Here is a 14,788-nt window from a genome sequence, read left to right as displayed (position 1 = left end):
CGATAGCGAACAAAGAATGGGGTTCACCCTCGTCGAACTGATGGTGGTCATCGCCATCATCGGCGTGGCGGCGGGGGCGGTGATGTTGTCCATGCCGGACCCGCGCCCGACGCTGGCCGTCGAAGCCGAGCGGTTCGCCGCGCGCCTGACGCTGGCGCGGGAGGAGGCGGTGATGACAAATCGCCCGGTGGCTCTGCGCGCCGATGCGGCGGGCTATGGTTTCGAGAGTTTCGACGGCGCCGTCTGGACGCCTTTGACCGGCGTGCTGGCGCCCAAGGCGTGGGGCGAGGGCGCCGCCGCCGCCGGAGCCGCCCGCGCCGTGTTCGACCCTACCGGCGGGGCCGATGCCGCCAGCGTGCGGCTGGAACGCGATGGCCGATCCGTCACCGTCGCCATTGACGGGGCGGGCGAGGTGACGATCCATGAGTGAGGGTTCGTCCCGCGCGGGCTTCACCCTGATCGAGTGTCTGGTGGCGCTGGCTGTGTTCGGTCTGGCGGCCATGGCGCTGCTGAACCTGTCTGGCGAGAGCACGCGTTCGGCAGCGCGGGTCGAGACGCGGACGCTGGGCGGCATCGTCGCCGACAATGTGGCCGCCGAGGCGATGATCGCGCGCGACCTGCCCAGCGGCAGCACGGGCGGTCAGGCGTCGCTGGGCGGGCGCGAGTGGCGCTGGGTGCGGGTGGTCAGTGCGACGGATATGCCGGGCGTCGGCCGCATCGACGTGCGCGTCTTCGCCGATGAGGAACAGGCCGCCGAGCGCGTGCTGTTTCGGGCGGCGGGGGCATGAGGAAAGATCGCCTATCTGCTCAAGCAGCGAGCCGCCGCGCGGCTAGCGGTAGTGGAAGAAAGAGAGCCGGATTTACACTGGTCGAGGTGATGATCGCCCTGTTGATCTTCGCCCTGCTGGCGGGGGCGGGCGCGCTGGTGCTGGGGCAGTCGATCGACAATCGGTTCGCAGTGAAGGCGAACGCCGACCGCGTGGCGGCGCTGCAACGCACCCGCGCGCTGCTGCGCGCCGATCTGGCGCAGGCGACGGGACGGCGGGTGCGCGGGCCGACGGGGCGTCCGGCGCCTCAGGCGATCATGGGGCCGCAGTCGCCGGGCGATCCGCTGCTGGTGCTGGCCCGCAGCGGCTGGAGCAACCCGGACGGCGCGCCGCGCGCCTCGGTTCAAAGGGTCGAATATCGGCTGGTGGAGGATCGACTGGAGCGCCGCGTGGCCCCTTATCTGGACGGGGCGCGGGCCGGGCCGCCGCAGGTGCTGTATCGCGGGGTGAAGGACGCCCGCATCGCCTTCATCCAGAACGGGTCCGAGGCGCCCGCCTTCTCCGCCAGCAGCGACCGACCCCTGCCGGACGCGGTGCGGGTGACGCTGACGCTCGACGGTTTCGGCCCGGTCGAGCAACTGTTTCTGGTCGCCGCCGCATGAAGCCGGGCGCGCGCGATCGTCGAGGCATGGCCCTGCTGACCGTCCTGCTGCTGGTGGCGGTGATGGCGGCGCTGTGCGTGGTGCTGCTGGACGATGTGCGCTTCTCCGTGCGGCGCACGACCAACGCGGAGAGCCAGGCGCAGGCGCAAGCCTATGCGGCGGGAGCCGAAGCGCTGGCGCGGCGGCGGCTGTCCGACCTGGTCCGCGCCGATCCCGCGCGCACGCCGCTTCAGCCACAGTGGAACGGCCGCGTCTTCGCCCTGCCGCTGGAAGACGGCGAGGGGCGGGCGGTGATCCGCGACGGTCAGGCCTGCTTCAACCTGAACAGTCTGGTGCTGGGGCAGGGGGAGGATCTGATGGCCAGACCCGAAGGCGCGGCGCAGTTCATCGCCCTGGGCGAGGCGCTGGGCGCGCCTCGCGGGCGGATGGCGGCGGTCGCGGCGGCCCTGACCGACTGGATGGACGGCGACGATGTGGTGTCGCCGCAGGGGGCGGAGGACGCCGCCTACGCCAGCCGCCCTACGCCCTATCGCACCGGCGGAGTCATGCTGGCTGAGGTCAGTGAACTGCGCGCCGTGGCGGGGGTGGATGATGAACTCTATCGCCGGTTGAGGCCCTATCTGTGCGCCTTGCCCGAGGCGCGCCTGTCGCCTCTGAACGTCAACACGCTGGAGGCGCAGGACGCTGTGCTGCTGGTCGCCATCAGTCGAGGCGTGGTGGGGCTGAATGCGGCCAAGGCGGCTATCGCCGCGCGCCCGGCGACCGGCTGGAGCAGTCCTGACGCCTTCTGGGCACAGCCCGCCCTGTCCGGCGTGGTCGTCGACGAAGAGACCAAGGGCCAGATCACCCTGGCCACCCGCTATTTCGACCTGAGGGTCGAGATCGAGCACGGCGACGCCCGCGCCGTCCGCACCGCCCTGATCCACGTCGCGCCCGACGGCGTGGCGCGCACCGTCATCCGTCGCTGGACGCCTGAAGAATGAGCATGGAAGAATGAGCCACGCCCGCATCCTGTTCATCCCGACTAACGCAACCTTGCCCGCGCGTTTCCTGCTGGTCGATCGCGAGGGCCGTGTCGTCGGACGTGGCGAGCTGGACCCGCATCAGGCCGAGGCGCCACCGCCGCTGCGGACCATCGCCGTAGCGCCGGGCGCCGACGTCATGACGCGCTGGCTGGAGTTGCCGCCGGGCAATATGGCGCAGGCCAGAGCCGCCGCGCGCTGGGCCTTGCGCGATCAAGCGGCGGGCGAGGTGGAGGGGCTGGACGTTGCGCTGGGCGCGCCTGCAGACGGCGGCCCGCGGCTGACGGCGGCGGTGTCGGCCAAGCTGCTGCAGGCGTGGCTGCGCTGGATGGAGACCTTCGACATTCGTCCCGAGGCCGTCGTGCCGGATAATCTGTGCCTGCCTGCGCCGCTGGAGGCCGAGACCCTGACCGCCGCGCAGGTCGGCGCTGACGTGGCGCTGCGCGGCGTAGCCTTCGCCGCGACCGTGCAGGCCGATCTGGCGGAGGCGATTGCGACCGGGCGCGCTCTGGACTGGCTGGAGGGCGAGGCGCTGGACGCAGCGCTGGCGGCAGGGGCGCTGGGGGCGCCGGTCGACCTGTTGCAGGTCCATGACCGGCGTGAGCGGGGGCAGGCGGTCAAGGGCTGGCGATTGGCGGCCGGTCTGGCGGCGGCGCTGCTGATCTCGCCTTTGGTGCTGATGGCGGCGGAGGGGCTGCGCGACCGGGCGGCGGCTGAGCGCGCCGGAGCGGACGCCAAGGCCGGAGCGGTGAAGCTCTATCCCGAACTGGCGACGGCGGACGACCCGGCGCCGGAGGCCCTGCGCCGCCTCGACGCCGGAGCGCCGCCGGGCGGAACCGCGCGCGCCCTGGCCGCCGTCTTCGTCGCCGTCGAGCGTGTGCCGGGCGCCGAAGTGGACGACGCGACACTGGGCGGCGAAGGGCTGCGCGTCACCCTGGCCCATCCGACGTTCAATGATTTGGACGCCGTGCGCGCCGATCTGGCCGAGGCGGGTCTGGCGGTGGTCGACGAAACCTCGGCCGAGGAAGCCGGTCGCATGGTCAGCACCCTCACGATCGGAGCCGCCCGATGAAGGCCCTGTTCTCTTCCGTCGTCGCCTGGTGGGACGGCCGGTCGCTGCGCGAGCGGCGGATGCTGGCGGTCATGGGCGCGCTGGTGCTGGGCGTCGTCGGCTGGCTGGGCGTGGTGCGGCCGCTGGACGGCTGGCAGGCGGATCAGGCGCGCGCTCGCGTCGCCGCCGAGCGGCAGTTGGGGCAGATCGAGACGGCGGTGGTCCAACGCGGCGAGACGCCGACGGCGGCGGTCGATCTTCAGGCTCTGGTCGCTTCCACCGCGACGGCGACGGGGGTGCAGCCGACGCTGGGCATGTCCGAGGGCGGGCGGCTGGGCTTCCGGCTGGATCGTGTGACGACCGCCCAGGCCTTCGGCTGGCTGGCGGCGCTGGAGCAGGGCGGGGCGCGCATCGAGGAACTGGGCGTGGTCGAGAGCCCGGACGGGACGCTGGGCGTGACGGGCGCGCTGGCGTCCGGCGGCTGATCGGGCCGCGCTTTTCGGTCGAGGCTGGTCGTCGGTTGTAGACTTGGAGGGCGCGGCGAGGCAGGTATCGCAGCCATGATCTCTCGTCTGGTTCTTCCCCTGGTCAGCGCGGTCGTCCTGGCGAGTTGCGTCTCTGCGCCTCGCGTCGAGACGCAGTTGTCCGCCGCCGTGCCCGCGAACGTGACCGTCTATCGCCTGTTGGAGGCCGAGACGCCGAGCGAGGCCGACCGCGCGGCGGCCGAGGCGGTGCGTCAGGCGCTGGCCGCGCGCGGCTGGCGCGAGGTGGACGACAAGGCCGCCTGGCGGGTCGAGACGGCCTATGCGGTGCGGCCCCAGAAGACCGGCGTTTTCACCGATGTCGACGCGCGCCAGGGCGAGTGGACGGATGCGCCGCGCCTGCCGCAATGGTGGAGCCAGGGCCGCCAATCGCACAGCCTGACCGTGATCCTGACCGGACCGGGAGATGAAGCGGGAGCCTATCGCGCCTCGGCCGTGGCGATCCTGGGGCGGCGTCAGGTGGAGAGCGCGCCGGGCCTGCTGGCCGAAGCGGCGGTGGCGCAGTTGGAAACGGCGGACTAGAGCAGGCCGCCTGCAGCTTCATTCCCCTTCCATGACCCTGGGCAGGGTCAGGATGAAGGTCGCGCCGGGCGAGCCGGGCTGGTGGCGGATGGTTCCGCCGTGGCGTTCGGCGACGGTGCGGACGAAGGCGAGACCCAGACCCGCGCCGCGATGATCGGCGCCGCCGTGACCGAAGGCCTGGAACAGCCGACGTGCGGCCTCTTCGGACAGGCCCGGTCCCTGGTCGCTGACGCTGAGGATGCAGACCGGACGACTGTCTTCCTCGGCGCCGGTCAGGCTGACCTGGATGACGCCGCCTTGGGGGCCGTATTTCAGCGCGTTGTCCAGCAGATTGGTGGTCAGTCGGCGCAGCAGGGCGGGGTCGCCCTGGACCAGGAACTCTTCTTCGCCGTCGGGCGTCAGGATGCGAACGCCCTTCTTCGACGCCTGGGGCCACAGGATGTCGGCGGCGTCCATCGCCACCTGGCCCAGATCCAGCAGCTCCGAGCGATAGGGCTGGCTTTCGGCGCGGGCCAACTGAACATAGCCTTCAGCTAGGTCCAGCGTCTGGCGGGCGTAGTCGGCGATGCGGCGCTCGACCATAGGATCCAGGCGCGGGGCTGGGCCGTCCAGCAGGGTCAGGATCGACACCTGGGGCGCGCGCATGTCGTGGCTGAGCAGTTGCAGGGCCTCGGCGCGCTGACGCTCGGCGGCGCGGAAACGGGTCATGTCGGCGAAGCGTACGATATGGCCGACGGGCTGCCCCTCGGCGTCGGTCAGCACGGATGCGGCGGCTTTCAGGATGCGGCCGTCGGGCGTGGTGATGTCGCCGGGGTCGCCCTCGAGATCGAGAAAGCGGCGCCAGGCTGGTTCGCCCAGCGACTGGAACAGAAGGGGCAGGTCGGCGCCGTCCTTCAGCCGTTCGCCGAACAGGGCCTCGGCCCGGTCGTTGGACAGGATGATGCGGGCGTGAGGGTCGGCCACCACCGTGGCGTCGGGCAGGCTTCGCAGGGCGTCGGAGATGAAGCGTTCCAGATCGCGCACCTGGCGCACGGCGGCGCGCAGGGCGTCCACCTGACGGGCCACGACGTCGCCGCCCTGGGCGCGGCCGATCAGGCGCACGCCGTCGCGTTCGAAGGCGTCGACTTCGCTCTGCATATAGGCCGAGGCGGCGGCCAGACGGCGCCAACTCCACAGCGGATAGGCCAGGGCCAACCCGGCCACCGCGGCCGAGGGCGGAAACCACAGGCCGCAAGCCAGGAAGGCGAAAGCGGCGGCGATCAGCGTCACGATGATCAAGCCGGCCCCCAGGGCCATGTTGGCCGCCGGGCGCAGCACCAGGAAGCCGGCGACCAGCAGGCCGAGCGGCAGAAGGGACAGGGCCAGAACCCAGCCGGGCGACAGGCTGCGCGGGCCGCCGCCCTCGATCAGGGTCTGGAGCAGGGCGGCCTGCACCTCGACGCCGGGGCGCAGTTCGCCGTGGGGCGTGGCCGGGGTGGCGTAGCGGTCGCCGAGGCCGGGCGCGGTCGCTCCGACCAGCACCAACCTGTCCTTCAGGAAGGCGGCGGGCGTCTCGCCGCTGAGCACGTCGGCGAAGGACAGGGTGCGGAATGCGCCGGGCGGGCCGCGATAGATCAGGGCCTCGGGCGCGGCGGCGAACAGGTCGCCGTTGTCGTGCGGTGCGGGCGAGGCGGGGACGACGCCCCTGGCGGCGGCCAGGGGCAGGATCAGGTGCGGCCAGGTCTGCTGGCCCGCTTGAAGATAGAGGGGCAGGCGGCGCACGGCGCCGTCGTCATCGACCGTCAGATTGACGTGGCCCAGGCCCGCCGCCGCCTCGGTCAGGCCGGGCGCGGGGGCGTCCTCGCGGAAGGCGGCCCCGTTCAGGCCGGGGGCGTCCAGCACCACGGGCAGGCGGACCTTGCCGTTGCGCGCCAGGGCGTCGGCCAGAGCGCGGTCTTGCGGGGAAGCTTCGGTGAACAGGACGTCGTAGGCGACAGGCCCCGCGCCCGCCTGAGTCAAGCGGTCGATCAGGCGGGCGTGCAGGTCGCGCGGCCAGGGCCATTGGCCCAGCGCCTCCAGGCTGCGGTCGTCGATGGCGATGATGACGATGTCCTGATCCGCCGGTCCCGCCTCGGCCCGCATCAGGGCGTCATAGACCAGGTGGTCGGCGCCGTCGGCGACGGGCGTTAGCGCCATCCAGCTGACCAGCAGGGCGGACAGCGCCGCCACCAGCCCCCATTCGACCAGGGCGCGACGGCCGGTCAGGCGGGCGCCGAGCCAGCCTCTCCAGCCGTCTTTCGGCCCTGCGGACGCGGGCACGGCCTTATCGCCCGATACGAAGCTGTTGCGGCTCGGACCAGGCTTCCAGCAGGCGGCCGAAACGATGGCGCGCGCCCTGCACCCGCCAACTGTAGACGCCCGGCGGCAGGTCGCTGAGGGTGAAGGCCTCGTCGGTCAGGCCGGGCTGGTCGATCAGCAGGGGACCGTCGGCGGTTCCATCCTCGGCCTCGCGCCACAGCTGGAAGCGGAAGGTCGCCGCGCCGACGCCCTCGGCCTCCCAGCGGAAGCGGTAGAAGCGGCGGCGGTCGCGCTGATCCAGGGCCGAGGCCAGACCGCCGACGCCGTTGCGGGCGCGGATGAAGCTGTAGGTCGTGGCCTTGCCCTCCAGCCCCTCGGGCGACAGGGCGGTCAGGCGCAGGAAGTAGGCGCCTTCCTCCATTTCGCCGAAGACCAGCGGGCCGCCGGGCGCGCTGTCGGCCTCGGCGAAGGCTTCGATCATGCCCGCGTCCTGGGCGACGCGGCCGCGATAGCGTTCGGCGCCGGGCAGGGACTGGATGTCGAAGGCGACCTGGGCCTGGGTCTGCGGCGCGTCGGGGCGAACCAGGGCGGGCGCGGGCAGAAGGGGCAGCAGGCGCACCGCGCCGGCGGCGGCGCTGACGCCCTGATCGGCGGCGGCCAGGGTTTCGGCGTCGCCCGACGCGATGGCGACGGCGCCTTCCAGAACCTCGGTGGTCGAACGGTCGGCGTCATCGTCGAAGGAAACGCGGAAGTCGGTGCCGCGCACGGCCGAGACCGAGACCGGGGTGCGGATGGCGAAGCCGCCGGGACGGCGACGGGGCGTGACGCGCGACTCGGCACGACCCGCCTCGACCGTCAGGGCGTGATCGACGGCGCCGTTGATGGCGTAGCGGCGCAGGCGGCTGACGCGCACGCGGCTGTTGGAGGGCACGACCACATGGCTGCCGTCCGACAGGGCCAGGCGGACGAAGGCGTTGGCGCCGGTGTTGAGGACGGCGCCTTCGCGCACGATCTGGCCGGCGGCGGGGGCGACGGAGCGGCCGTCCTGGTTCAGGCTTGTCGCGCCGCGGAAGCCGGCGATGCGCGCCTCGTCCGGATCGGCGCGCAGCAGATCGACCGGCAGGGCCAGGGTGCGCCCGATGGAGAGGCGGCGCGGGTTGGCGACCCGGTTCTCGCGCTGGACCCGGCGATAGTCGAGCGGCCGGTTCATATAGGCGGTCGCCAGGTCGATCAGGGTGTCGCCGCGGCGGACCACATAATCGAGCGTTTCAGCGGCAGGATCAGGCGCGTTGCGAGCCGGAGCCTGCGCCAGGGCCGGCGCTGCGGCCAAGGTCGCCGCGATCGCCAGGGCCGCCGCCCAATCCGTCTTCATTTCGCCACCTGCGCCGTCGTTCAGGCGTCTGGGCCGGGTTCGGCCCCTGCGACGCGCTCGAGACGATAACCGTAGCTGTAAATGGGGGTCAGGCGGAAGCCTCGCTCGGGCCGCAACTCCAGCTTGTTGCGGATGCGCGAGATGTGCATGTCCAGCGAGCGGCTGTTCAGGTCCGGCTCATTGCCCCACACCGTCTCCAGAATATAGGTTCGCGACAGCGCCCGATGCAGGTTGCGGAACAGCAGCAGCGCCAGGGCGTATTCCTTGGCCGTCAGGGCGACAGGCTGGCCGTCGCGGGTCACGGATCCGGCGGACTCGTTGAAGGACAGGCCGTCATAGACCTCGACGCCCGGCGTCGTCGGTTGAGCGTAGGCGCGGCGGATCAGGGCGTTGATCCGCGCGGCCAGCACCGGCTTGGACAGGGGCTTGGGCAGGTAGTCGTCGGCCCCGGCGTCCAGACCGGCGACTACGTCTTCATCCTCGGCGCGGCTGGTGACCAGCAGCATGGGCGGGGCGGGTTTCAGATTGGTGCGCGCCCAGGCCAGCACCTCCAGACCCGAACGGTCCGGCAGGTTCCAGTCGACGATCAGCATGTCGAAGGTGTCTTTGCGCAGGGCGGAGATCAGCGCCTGCCCACGCGAAAACAGAGTGGCGCGATACCCGGCGTCCTGAACGACCTCGGAGACGAACTCCAACTGGACGGGATCGTCATCTAATATCGCGATCTTCATACTTGTTACGCAGCTCCGGGGAGAACGCTGGAGTCATAGCCCCGGTTGCTCAGCTTTAGAGCAATGTAAAATGTAAAATATGGTCACCCCTCGGCGCGTCTTGGCGGGGACGCCGGCGTGGGGGTCAGGCGCAGGGCCTGGTCCCGACACAGGGCCTTGATCCAGCGGCGAACCGTCTTCAGTCGCGCCGTGCCGTGAACCTCGCGGTGGGTGCTGAGCCAGAAGCGGCGCTCGATCAGCACTTCGTCCGCCAGAACCCGCGTCAGCCCCTCGGCCAGGAAGCAGGGCAGGACGCCGATGCCGCCGCCCGCCGCCACCATGTCCCGCTGGGCCCGGATCGAGGAAGAGGCCAGTCGCGGGCGCAGGTGCGGACGGATCTCGTCCAGATAATGTAACTCGGGCGCATAGATCAGGTCGTCGACGTATCCGACCATGTCGAAGCGGCTCAGGTCGTCGATGCTCTGCGGCGCGCCGTGTTGCTGAAGATGCTGCGGCGAGGCGTAGAGCGCCAGTTGATAGGTCGTCAGCGGCTCGACGATCAGGCGCGGCCCGGCGGCGGGGCTGAGGGTGATGGCCATGTCCACCTCGCGGCGGCTGGGCGACAGGAAGCCGGAACTGGCCGCCAGTTCGACGTTCAGCCCCGGGTGCGCCGCCAGCAGACCGGGCAGGGCGGGGGCCAGCACCGCGCCGCCGAAGCCTTCAGAGGCGCTGATCCGCACGGCGCCCGCGATCAGGTCGGGCTGGGTGACGCGACCGGCGGCCTCCATCGCGCTTTCGGCGTCCAGCGCCCGCTCCAGCAGTTGGGCGCCGGTGGCCGTCAGGTGCAGACCGGCCGCCGAGCGCACCAGCAGGGTCGACTTCAGCGCCGTCTCCAGCCGCGCGACGCGCCGCCCGACGGTGGCCGCGTCCACGCCCAGCCGCTGCGCCGCCGTGGCCAGCGACCCGGCGCGGGCGGCCGCCAGAAACACTCTCAGATCATCCCAGTCGAACATATGCAGATATGCGCATCATCACCTGCAAGATTGCAATGGGCCTGACCGGCCCGCTCTGCTAGGGCAGGCTCACGAAGAACCATAATCATCGGGAGAGACGTTCAATGCGCGATATTCGCCACTTCATCGACGGTGCGGCTTTTGATGGGGCGTCGGGCCGCTTCGGCGACGTCTTCAACCCCAACACCGGCGAGGTTCAGGCCCGCGTCCAACTGGCGACGCCGTCGGAACTGGACCGCGCGGTCCAGTCGGCGCAGGCCGCCTTTGAAGGCTGGTCCTCGACCAACCCGCAGCGCCGCGCCCGCGTCATGTTCGAGTTCAAGCGCCTGGTCGAGGCGAACATGAACGAACTGGCCGAACTGCTGTCCAGCGAGCACGGCAAGGTCATCGCCGACTCCAAGGGCGACATCCAGCGCGGTCTGGAAGTGATCGAGTTCGCCTGCGGCATCCCGCACGCCTCGAAGGGCGAATACACCTATGGCGCCGGTCCGGGCATCGACGTCTATTCCATGCGCCAGCCGCTGGGCGTGGTGGCGGGCATCACCCCGTTCAACTTCCCCGGCATGATCCCGATGTGGATGTTCGGCGTGGCCATCGCCGCGGGCAACACCTTCATCCTGAAGCCGTCCGAGCGTGACCCGTCCCTGCCGGTGCGTCTGGGCGAGCTGATGATGGAAGCGGGCGCGCCCAAGGGCGTGCTGAACGTCGTCCACGGCGACAAGGTGGCGGTCGACTCCATCCTCGAACACCCGCTGGTTCACGCCGTCAGCTTCGTCGGTTCGTCCGACATCGCCCACTACGTCTTCCAGAAGGGCGCGGCCCACGGCAAGCGCGTCCAGGCCATGGGCGGCGCCAAGAACCACGGCATCGTCCTGCCTGACGCCGACATGGATCAGGTCATCAAGGATCTGACCGGCGCGGCCTATGGCTCGGCCGGCGAACGCTGTATGGCCCTGCCGGTCGTGGTGCCGGTCGGTCAGCGCACGGCGGATGAGCTGCGCGAGCGTCTGGTCTCGGAAATCCCGAACCTGCGCCTCGGCGTCTCGACCGACGCCGAGGCCCACTATGGCCCCGTCGTCACCCAGACCCACAAGGACAAGGTTCTGGGCTGGATCAACAAGGGCGTGGAAGAAGGCGCTGAACTGGTCGTCGACGGCCGCGAGTTCAGCCTGCAGGGCCACGAGAAGGGCTTCTTCATCGGCCCGTCACTGTTCGACCACGTCAAGCCGGAGATGGAATCCTACAAGGAAGAGATCTTCGGCCCGGTGCTGCAGATCATGCGCGCCGCCAGCTTCGAGGAGGCCCTGAGCCTGCCGAGCAAGCACCAGTACGGCAACGGCGTCGCCATCTTCACCCAGAACGGCCGCGCGGCCCGCGACTTCGCCGCCCGCGTCAACGTGGGCATGGTCGGCATCAACGTGCCGATCCCGGTGCCGGTGGCCTATCACTCGTTCGGCGGCTGGAAGCGTTCGGCCTTCGGCGACATCAACCAGCACGGCATGGAAGGCGTCCGCTTCTGGACCAAGACCAAGACCGTGACGGCCCGCTGGCCGGATAGCGATCTGGAGCACGCGGATAGCAGCTTCGTCATTCCGACGATGGGCTAAACATCTTTCCTCCCTGTTCGCGCAGCGAATGGGGAGGTGGATCGGCGGCGCAGCCGACGAGACGGAGGGGCGAATCCCGTCAACCGTCTGCGCCGCCCCCTCCACCGCTTCGCGGTCCCCCTCCCCACCAGTGGGGAGGAAAGACATCAGATGAGCGTATACGGGATTACCCCCCGCTCATTCTCCGGCACGGCCAGCGTGCGGTCGATCGGCGGAAACGCCCGCTGGGTGCAGTCCGTTCGCTCGCAGATGCGGCAGTTCACCCCCATGCGCGTCGGCGGACCGTTCAGGTCCAGCCCGTCCGCATAGACCAACTGCGCTGCGTGCTCGATCTCGCACCCCAGTCCCAGCGCATAGCGCCGGTCCGGCTCCAGAAACGACCCGCCCGGCTTGGACACGCTCTTGGCGAGGCAGACGTAGCGAGCGCCGTCCGGCATCTCCGACAGATTGACCAGGATGCGGTCCGGCGCGCTGAACGCTTCATGCACGTTCCACAGCGGGCAGGCGCCGCCGAAGCGGGCGAACTGGAAGCGCGTCGCGCTGTGCCGCTTGGTGATGTTGCCCGCCATATCCACCCGCGCGAAGTAGAAGGGCACGCCGCGCCAGCCCGGCCTCTGTAGCGTCGACAGCCGGTGGCAGGCCTGTTCGAAGCTGACGTGGAAGCGGTTGCGCAGGCGGTCCACGTCGTGCCGCAACTCGCGCGCCGCCTCTAGAAACGCGCGATAGGGCAGCAGCAGCGCCCCCGCCGCATAGTTGGCCAGACCGACCCGGCACACGTCGCGCGCGGCGGGAATGTCGAAGGCGGCGCGGTCCAGTTCGTGCTCGATCAGGTCCTCGAACCGCAGACGCACCAGCTGGTGCGCCATCTGGAAGGCGCGGGTGGCGCCCGGCAGGCTGGCGTCGACATAGAGGATGCGCGCGCCCGGATCGAAACGCCTCATGGCGCCGCGCCCCTGACCCGTGGCGACGCGCACGCCGCACAGGTCGTTCAGGGCGGCCTCCAACTCGCGCTCTGGGTGGGCGCCGTCGCCGAGGTTCAGCCGTGCGGCCAAGTCCTCTGCCGCCCGGTCCAGGGCGTCGATGTAGTTGTCGCGATAGTGGAAGAAGTCGCGCACCGCCTCATAGGGCAGGGCGGGGGCGGCGTCGGCGGCGTGTTCGTCGCGGCCCAGCGTCTCGTTCAGCGTCTTCAGCCGCTCGTCCAGACGACGATAGTCCTGATGCAGGGCCAGGAACTGTCGCGCCAGCCGGGGGGCGTTCATGGCCGCCTGCTTCAGCTCGCCGGCCGTCGGCGCCTCGGCGTGGCCCGCGACGTCGGTGGTCGCCTCGCGCAGGTCGGCGATCAGGCGGGCGTCGCCGTCCAGATCGAACAGGCTGGCGTCCACGTCGAAGGCGCGCGTCAGGGCGATCAGCACCCGCGCCGTGGCCGGGCGCTGGTTGGTCTCGATCTGCGACAGATAGGACGGCGACAGCGCCAGCCGCCCGGCGCACTGCTCCAGCGTCCAGCCGCGCGTCTCGCGCAGCTTGCGGACCTTGGTTCCGAGATAGAGTTTTTCAGCCATGGTTGTTGGGCATTGCAACTTTGCAAAAACACCTGTCCGCCTTGGCAGGCTTACGCACTTACGCAGGTTTTGCAAAGTTGCGATTGCCTTTCTGCGATGAAGCGGCTTGTTGGACCCTGAACGAAGTCAGGGAGTCGCTCCAACCATGAGCCAGGCCATCCTCGAGGAACTCGAGCGCCGTCGCGCCGCCGCCAAGCTGGGCGGGGGCGAGAAGCGTATCGCCAGCCAGCACGCCAAGGGCAAACTTACCGCCCGCGAACGCATCGGCGTCCTGCTGGACGAAGGCTCCTTCGAAGAGACCGACATGTTCGTGGAGCACCGCAGCCACGACTTCGGCATGGCCGAGCAGCGCATCCCCGGCGACGGCGTCGTCACCGGGCGTGGCACCATCAACGGCCGTCTGGTCTATGTCTTCTCGAAGGACTTCACGGTGTTCGGCGGCTCGCTGTCGGGCGCCCACGCGGCCAAGATCGTCAAGATCCAGAAGATGGCGCTGACGGCCGGTGCCCCGATCATCGGCCTGTTCGATGCGGGCGGCGCGCGCATTCAGGAAGGGGTGGAGTCGCTAGCCGGTTACGCCGACATCTTCCTGCAGAATACGCTGGCCTCGGGCGTCATCCCGCAGATTTCGGTCATCATGGGCCCGTGCGCGGGCGGCGACGTCTATTCGCCCGCCATCACCGACTTCATCTTCATGGTGAAGGACACCTCCTACATGTATGTGACCGGCCCCGACGTGGTGAAGACGGTCACCAACGAGGTCGTCAGCCACGAGGATCTGGGCGGCGCCCGCGTCCATGCGGGCAAGTCGGGGGTCGCCGACGGCGCCTTCGAGAACGATCTGGAGGCCCTGTCGGAGGTGCGCCGCCTGATCGGATTCCTGCCGCTGTCGAACCGCGAGACGCCGCCGGTCCGCGAAACCTATGACGAGCCGGATCGCGACGAGGCCTCGCTGGACACCCTGGTCCCGGCCAATCCGAACCAGCCCTATGACATGAAGGAACTGATCCTGAAGACGGTCGACGAGGCTGACTTCTTCGAGATCGGCGCCGACTTCGCCAAGAACATCATCTGCGGCTTCGGCCGTCTGGACGGCCAGCCGGTCGGCATCGTCGGCAACCAGCCCCAGACGCTGGCGGGGGTGCTGGATATCGACAGCAGCCGCAAGGCCGCGCGCTTCGTGCGCTTCTGCGACGCCTTCCACATCCCGCTGGTGACGTTCGTCGACGTGCCGGGCTTCATGCCGGGCACGAAGCAGGAATACGGCGCCCTGATCAAGCACGGCGCCAAGCTGCTGTTCGCCTATGCCGAGGCCACCGTGCCCAAGCTGACGGTCATCACGCGCAAGGCCTATGGCGGCGCCTATGACGTCATGAGTTCCAAGCACCTGCGCGGCGACGTCAACTACGCCTGGCCCACCGCCGAGATCGCGGTCATGGGCGCCAAGGGCGCGGTGGAGATCATCTTCCGCAAGGAGGCCGGCGATCCCGAGGCCCTGGCGGCGCGCGAGGCCGAATACAAGGAACGCTTCGCCAATCCGTTCGTCGCGGCTGGGCTTGGCTACATCGACGACGTCATCATGCCCCACGGCACCCGCCGTCGCCTGATCAAGGCGCTGAAGACGCTGAAGAACAAGACCCAGGAAAATCCCTGGAAGAAGCACGACAACATCCCGCTGTAAGGC

At 70.0% G+C, this 14,788-nt stretch carries 14 protein-coding genes; 9 read left to right on the top strand and 5 right to left on the bottom strand.

The annotated features are described in order from the left end of the window. Positions 1–16 precede the first annotated feature (16 nt). From FM111_RS06920 to FM111_RS06890, 7 genes are all read left to right on the top strand, one after another. On the top strand, positions 17–430 hold the full coding sequence (locus FM111_RS06920; protein WP_087140235.1) for a GspH/FimT family pseudopilin: 414 nt from the start codon (positions 17–19) through the stop codon (positions 428–430). Then, positions 423–788, top strand: a complete 366-nt coding sequence (gene gspI / locus FM111_RS06915) for a type II secretion system minor pseudopilin GspI (protein ID WP_087140234.1) — start codon at positions 423–425, stop codon at positions 786–788. Before FM111_RS06920 ends, gspI begins: the two co-directional genes overlap by 8 nt. Continuing rightward, positions 785–1,429, top strand: a complete 645-nt coding sequence (gene gspJ, locus FM111_RS06910; RefSeq protein ID WP_087140233.1) for a type II secretion system minor pseudopilin GspJ — start codon at positions 785–787, stop codon at positions 1,427–1,429. Before gspI ends, gspJ begins: the two co-directional genes overlap by 4 nt. A 26-nt stretch (positions 1,430–1,455) precedes the next feature. Continuing rightward, positions 1,456–2,412 carry a type II secretion system minor pseudopilin GspK gene (gene gspK, locus FM111_RS06905; RefSeq protein ID WP_256968127.1) on the top strand — a complete coding sequence of 319 codons (957 nt, stop codon included), beginning with the start codon at positions 1,456–1,458 and terminating at the stop codon, positions 2,410–2,412. Between the two features lie 10 nt (positions 2,413–2,422). Beyond that, a complete protein-coding gene (gspL, locus tag FM111_RS06900) occupies positions 2,423–3,523 on the top strand; it encodes a type II secretion system protein GspL (RefSeq protein WP_087140231.1) in 1,101 nt (366 codons plus the stop codon). Then, positions 3,520–3,987 (top strand): type II secretion system protein GspM, encoded by a 468-nt coding sequence (gene gspM, locus FM111_RS06895; RefSeq protein ID WP_087140230.1) that lies wholly within the window; start codon positions 3,520–3,522, stop codon positions 3,985–3,987. The genes gspL and gspM overlap by 4 nt, the downstream gene beginning before the upstream one ends. Positions 3,988–4,062: 75 nt before the next feature. After that, a complete protein-coding gene (locus tag FM111_RS06890) occupies positions 4,063–4,566 on the top strand; it encodes a hypothetical protein (RefSeq protein WP_087140229.1) in 504 nt (167 codons plus the stop codon). 18 nt (positions 4,567–4,584) lie between these two features. On the opposite strand, the gene FM111_RS06885 is transcribed toward FM111_RS06890, so the two are convergent. The 4 genes from FM111_RS06885 to FM111_RS06870 all read right to left on the bottom strand — a co-directional run bounded on the left by FM111_RS06885 (position 4,585) and on the right by FM111_RS06870 (position 9,938). Beyond that, complete coding sequence (locus FM111_RS06885; RefSeq protein ID WP_087140228.1) at positions 4,585–6,864, bottom strand: CHASE2 domain-containing protein; 2,280 nt, start codon at positions 6,862–6,864, stop codon at positions 4,585–4,587. A gap of 4 nt (positions 6,865–6,868) precedes the next feature. Then, positions 6,869–8,215, bottom strand: a complete 1,347-nt coding sequence (locus tag FM111_RS06880; protein WP_087140227.1) for a FecR domain-containing protein — start codon at positions 8,213–8,215, stop codon at positions 6,869–6,871. 20 nt (positions 8,216–8,235) lie between these two features. Further along, on the bottom strand, positions 8,236–8,946 hold the full coding sequence (locus FM111_RS06875) for a response regulator transcription factor (protein WP_087140226.1): 711 nt from the start codon (positions 8,944–8,946) through the stop codon (positions 8,236–8,238). Between the two features lie 83 nt (positions 8,947–9,029). Next, positions 9,030–9,938 carry a LysR family transcriptional regulator gene (locus tag FM111_RS06870; protein ID WP_087140225.1) on the bottom strand — a complete coding sequence of 303 codons (909 nt, stop codon included), beginning with the start codon at positions 9,936–9,938 and terminating at the stop codon, positions 9,030–9,032. Positions 9,939–10,042: 104 nt separating this feature from the next. Between FM111_RS06870 and FM111_RS06865 the strand changes: the two genes are divergently transcribed. Next, positions 10,043–11,545 (top strand): CoA-acylating methylmalonate-semialdehyde dehydrogenase, encoded by a 1,503-nt coding sequence (locus FM111_RS06865; RefSeq protein ID WP_087140224.1) that lies wholly within the window; start codon positions 10,043–10,045, stop codon positions 11,543–11,545. A 146-nt stretch (positions 11,546–11,691) separates the two neighbouring features. Here the strand turns inward: FM111_RS06865 and FM111_RS06860 are convergent, their stop codons facing one another. Beyond that, positions 11,692–13,104 carry a short-chain fatty acyl-CoA regulator family protein gene (locus FM111_RS06860; protein ID WP_087140223.1) on the bottom strand — a complete coding sequence of 471 codons (1,413 nt, stop codon included), beginning with the start codon at positions 13,102–13,104 and terminating at the stop codon, positions 11,692–11,694. Between the two features lie 145 nt (positions 13,105–13,249). Here FM111_RS06860 and FM111_RS06855 point away from each other — a divergent pair, with 145 nt between their 5' ends. Continuing rightward, the gene (locus tag FM111_RS06855; RefSeq protein ID WP_087140222.1) at positions 13,250–14,785 is read left to right on the top strand and encodes an acyl-CoA carboxylase subunit beta; all 1,536 of its coding nucleotides are present in this window, start codon (positions 13,250–13,252) and stop codon (positions 14,783–14,785) included. Positions 14,786–14,788: the final 3 nt, after the last annotated feature.

The sequence above is a fragment of the Brevundimonas diminuta 3F5N genome (assembly GCF_900163625.1).
GTDB classification, from domain to species: domain Bacteria; phylum Pseudomonadota; class Alphaproteobacteria; order Caulobacterales; family Caulobacteraceae; genus Brevundimonas; species Brevundimonas diminuta_A.
Note: the sequence above shows the minus strand (reverse complement) of the source record. Positions and strands in the feature narration are given on the sequence as shown.

What these genes read in the sequence shown, in the direction of transcription:
- gspK (WP_256968127.1), top strand. Translation starts at nt 1,456, where the DNA reads ATGGCCCTGCTGACCGTCCTGCTGCTGGTGGCGGTGATGGCGGCGCTG.
- FM111_RS06920 (WP_087140235.1), top strand. Translation starts at nt 17, where the DNA reads ATGGGGTTCACCCTCGTCGAACTGATGGTGGTCATCGCCATCATCGGC.
- FM111_RS06855 (WP_087140222.1), top strand. Translation starts at nt 13,250, where the DNA reads ATGAGCCAGGCCATCCTCGAGGAACTCGAGCGCCGTCGCGCCGCCGCC.
- FM111_RS06875 (WP_087140226.1), bottom strand. Translation starts at nt 8,946, where the DNA reads ATGAAGATCGCGATATTAGATGACGATCCCGTCCAGTTGGAGTTCGTC.
- FM111_RS06870 (WP_087140225.1), bottom strand. Translation starts at nt 9,938, where the DNA reads ATGTTCGACTGGGATGATCTGAGAGTGTTTCTGGCGGCCGCCCGCGCC.
- FM111_RS06890 (WP_087140229.1), top strand. Translation starts at nt 4,063, where the DNA reads ATGATCTCTCGTCTGGTTCTTCCCCTGGTCAGCGCGGTCGTCCTGGCG.
- gspI (WP_087140234.1), top strand. Translation starts at nt 423, where the DNA reads ATGAGTGAGGGTTCGTCCCGCGCGGGCTTCACCCTGATCGAGTGTCTG.
- gspJ (WP_087140233.1), top strand. Translation starts at nt 785, where the DNA reads ATGAGGAAAGATCGCCTATCTGCTCAAGCAGCGAGCCGCCGCGCGGCT.
- gspM (WP_087140230.1), top strand. Translation starts at nt 3,520, where the DNA reads ATGAAGGCCCTGTTCTCTTCCGTCGTCGCCTGGTGGGACGGCCGGTCG.
- FM111_RS06880 (WP_087140227.1), bottom strand. Translation starts at nt 8,215, where the DNA reads ATGAAGACGGATTGGGCGGCGGCCCTGGCGATCGCGGCGACCTTGGCC.
- gspL (WP_087140231.1), top strand. Translation starts at nt 2,423, where the DNA reads ATGAGCCACGCCCGCATCCTGTTCATCCCGACTAACGCAACCTTGCCC.
- FM111_RS06860 (WP_087140223.1), bottom strand. Translation starts at nt 13,104, where the DNA reads ATGGCTGAAAAACTCTATCTCGGAACCAAGGTCCGCAAGCTGCGCGAG.
- FM111_RS06865 (WP_087140224.1), top strand. Translation starts at nt 10,043, where the DNA reads ATGCGCGATATTCGCCACTTCATCGACGGTGCGGCTTTTGATGGGGCG.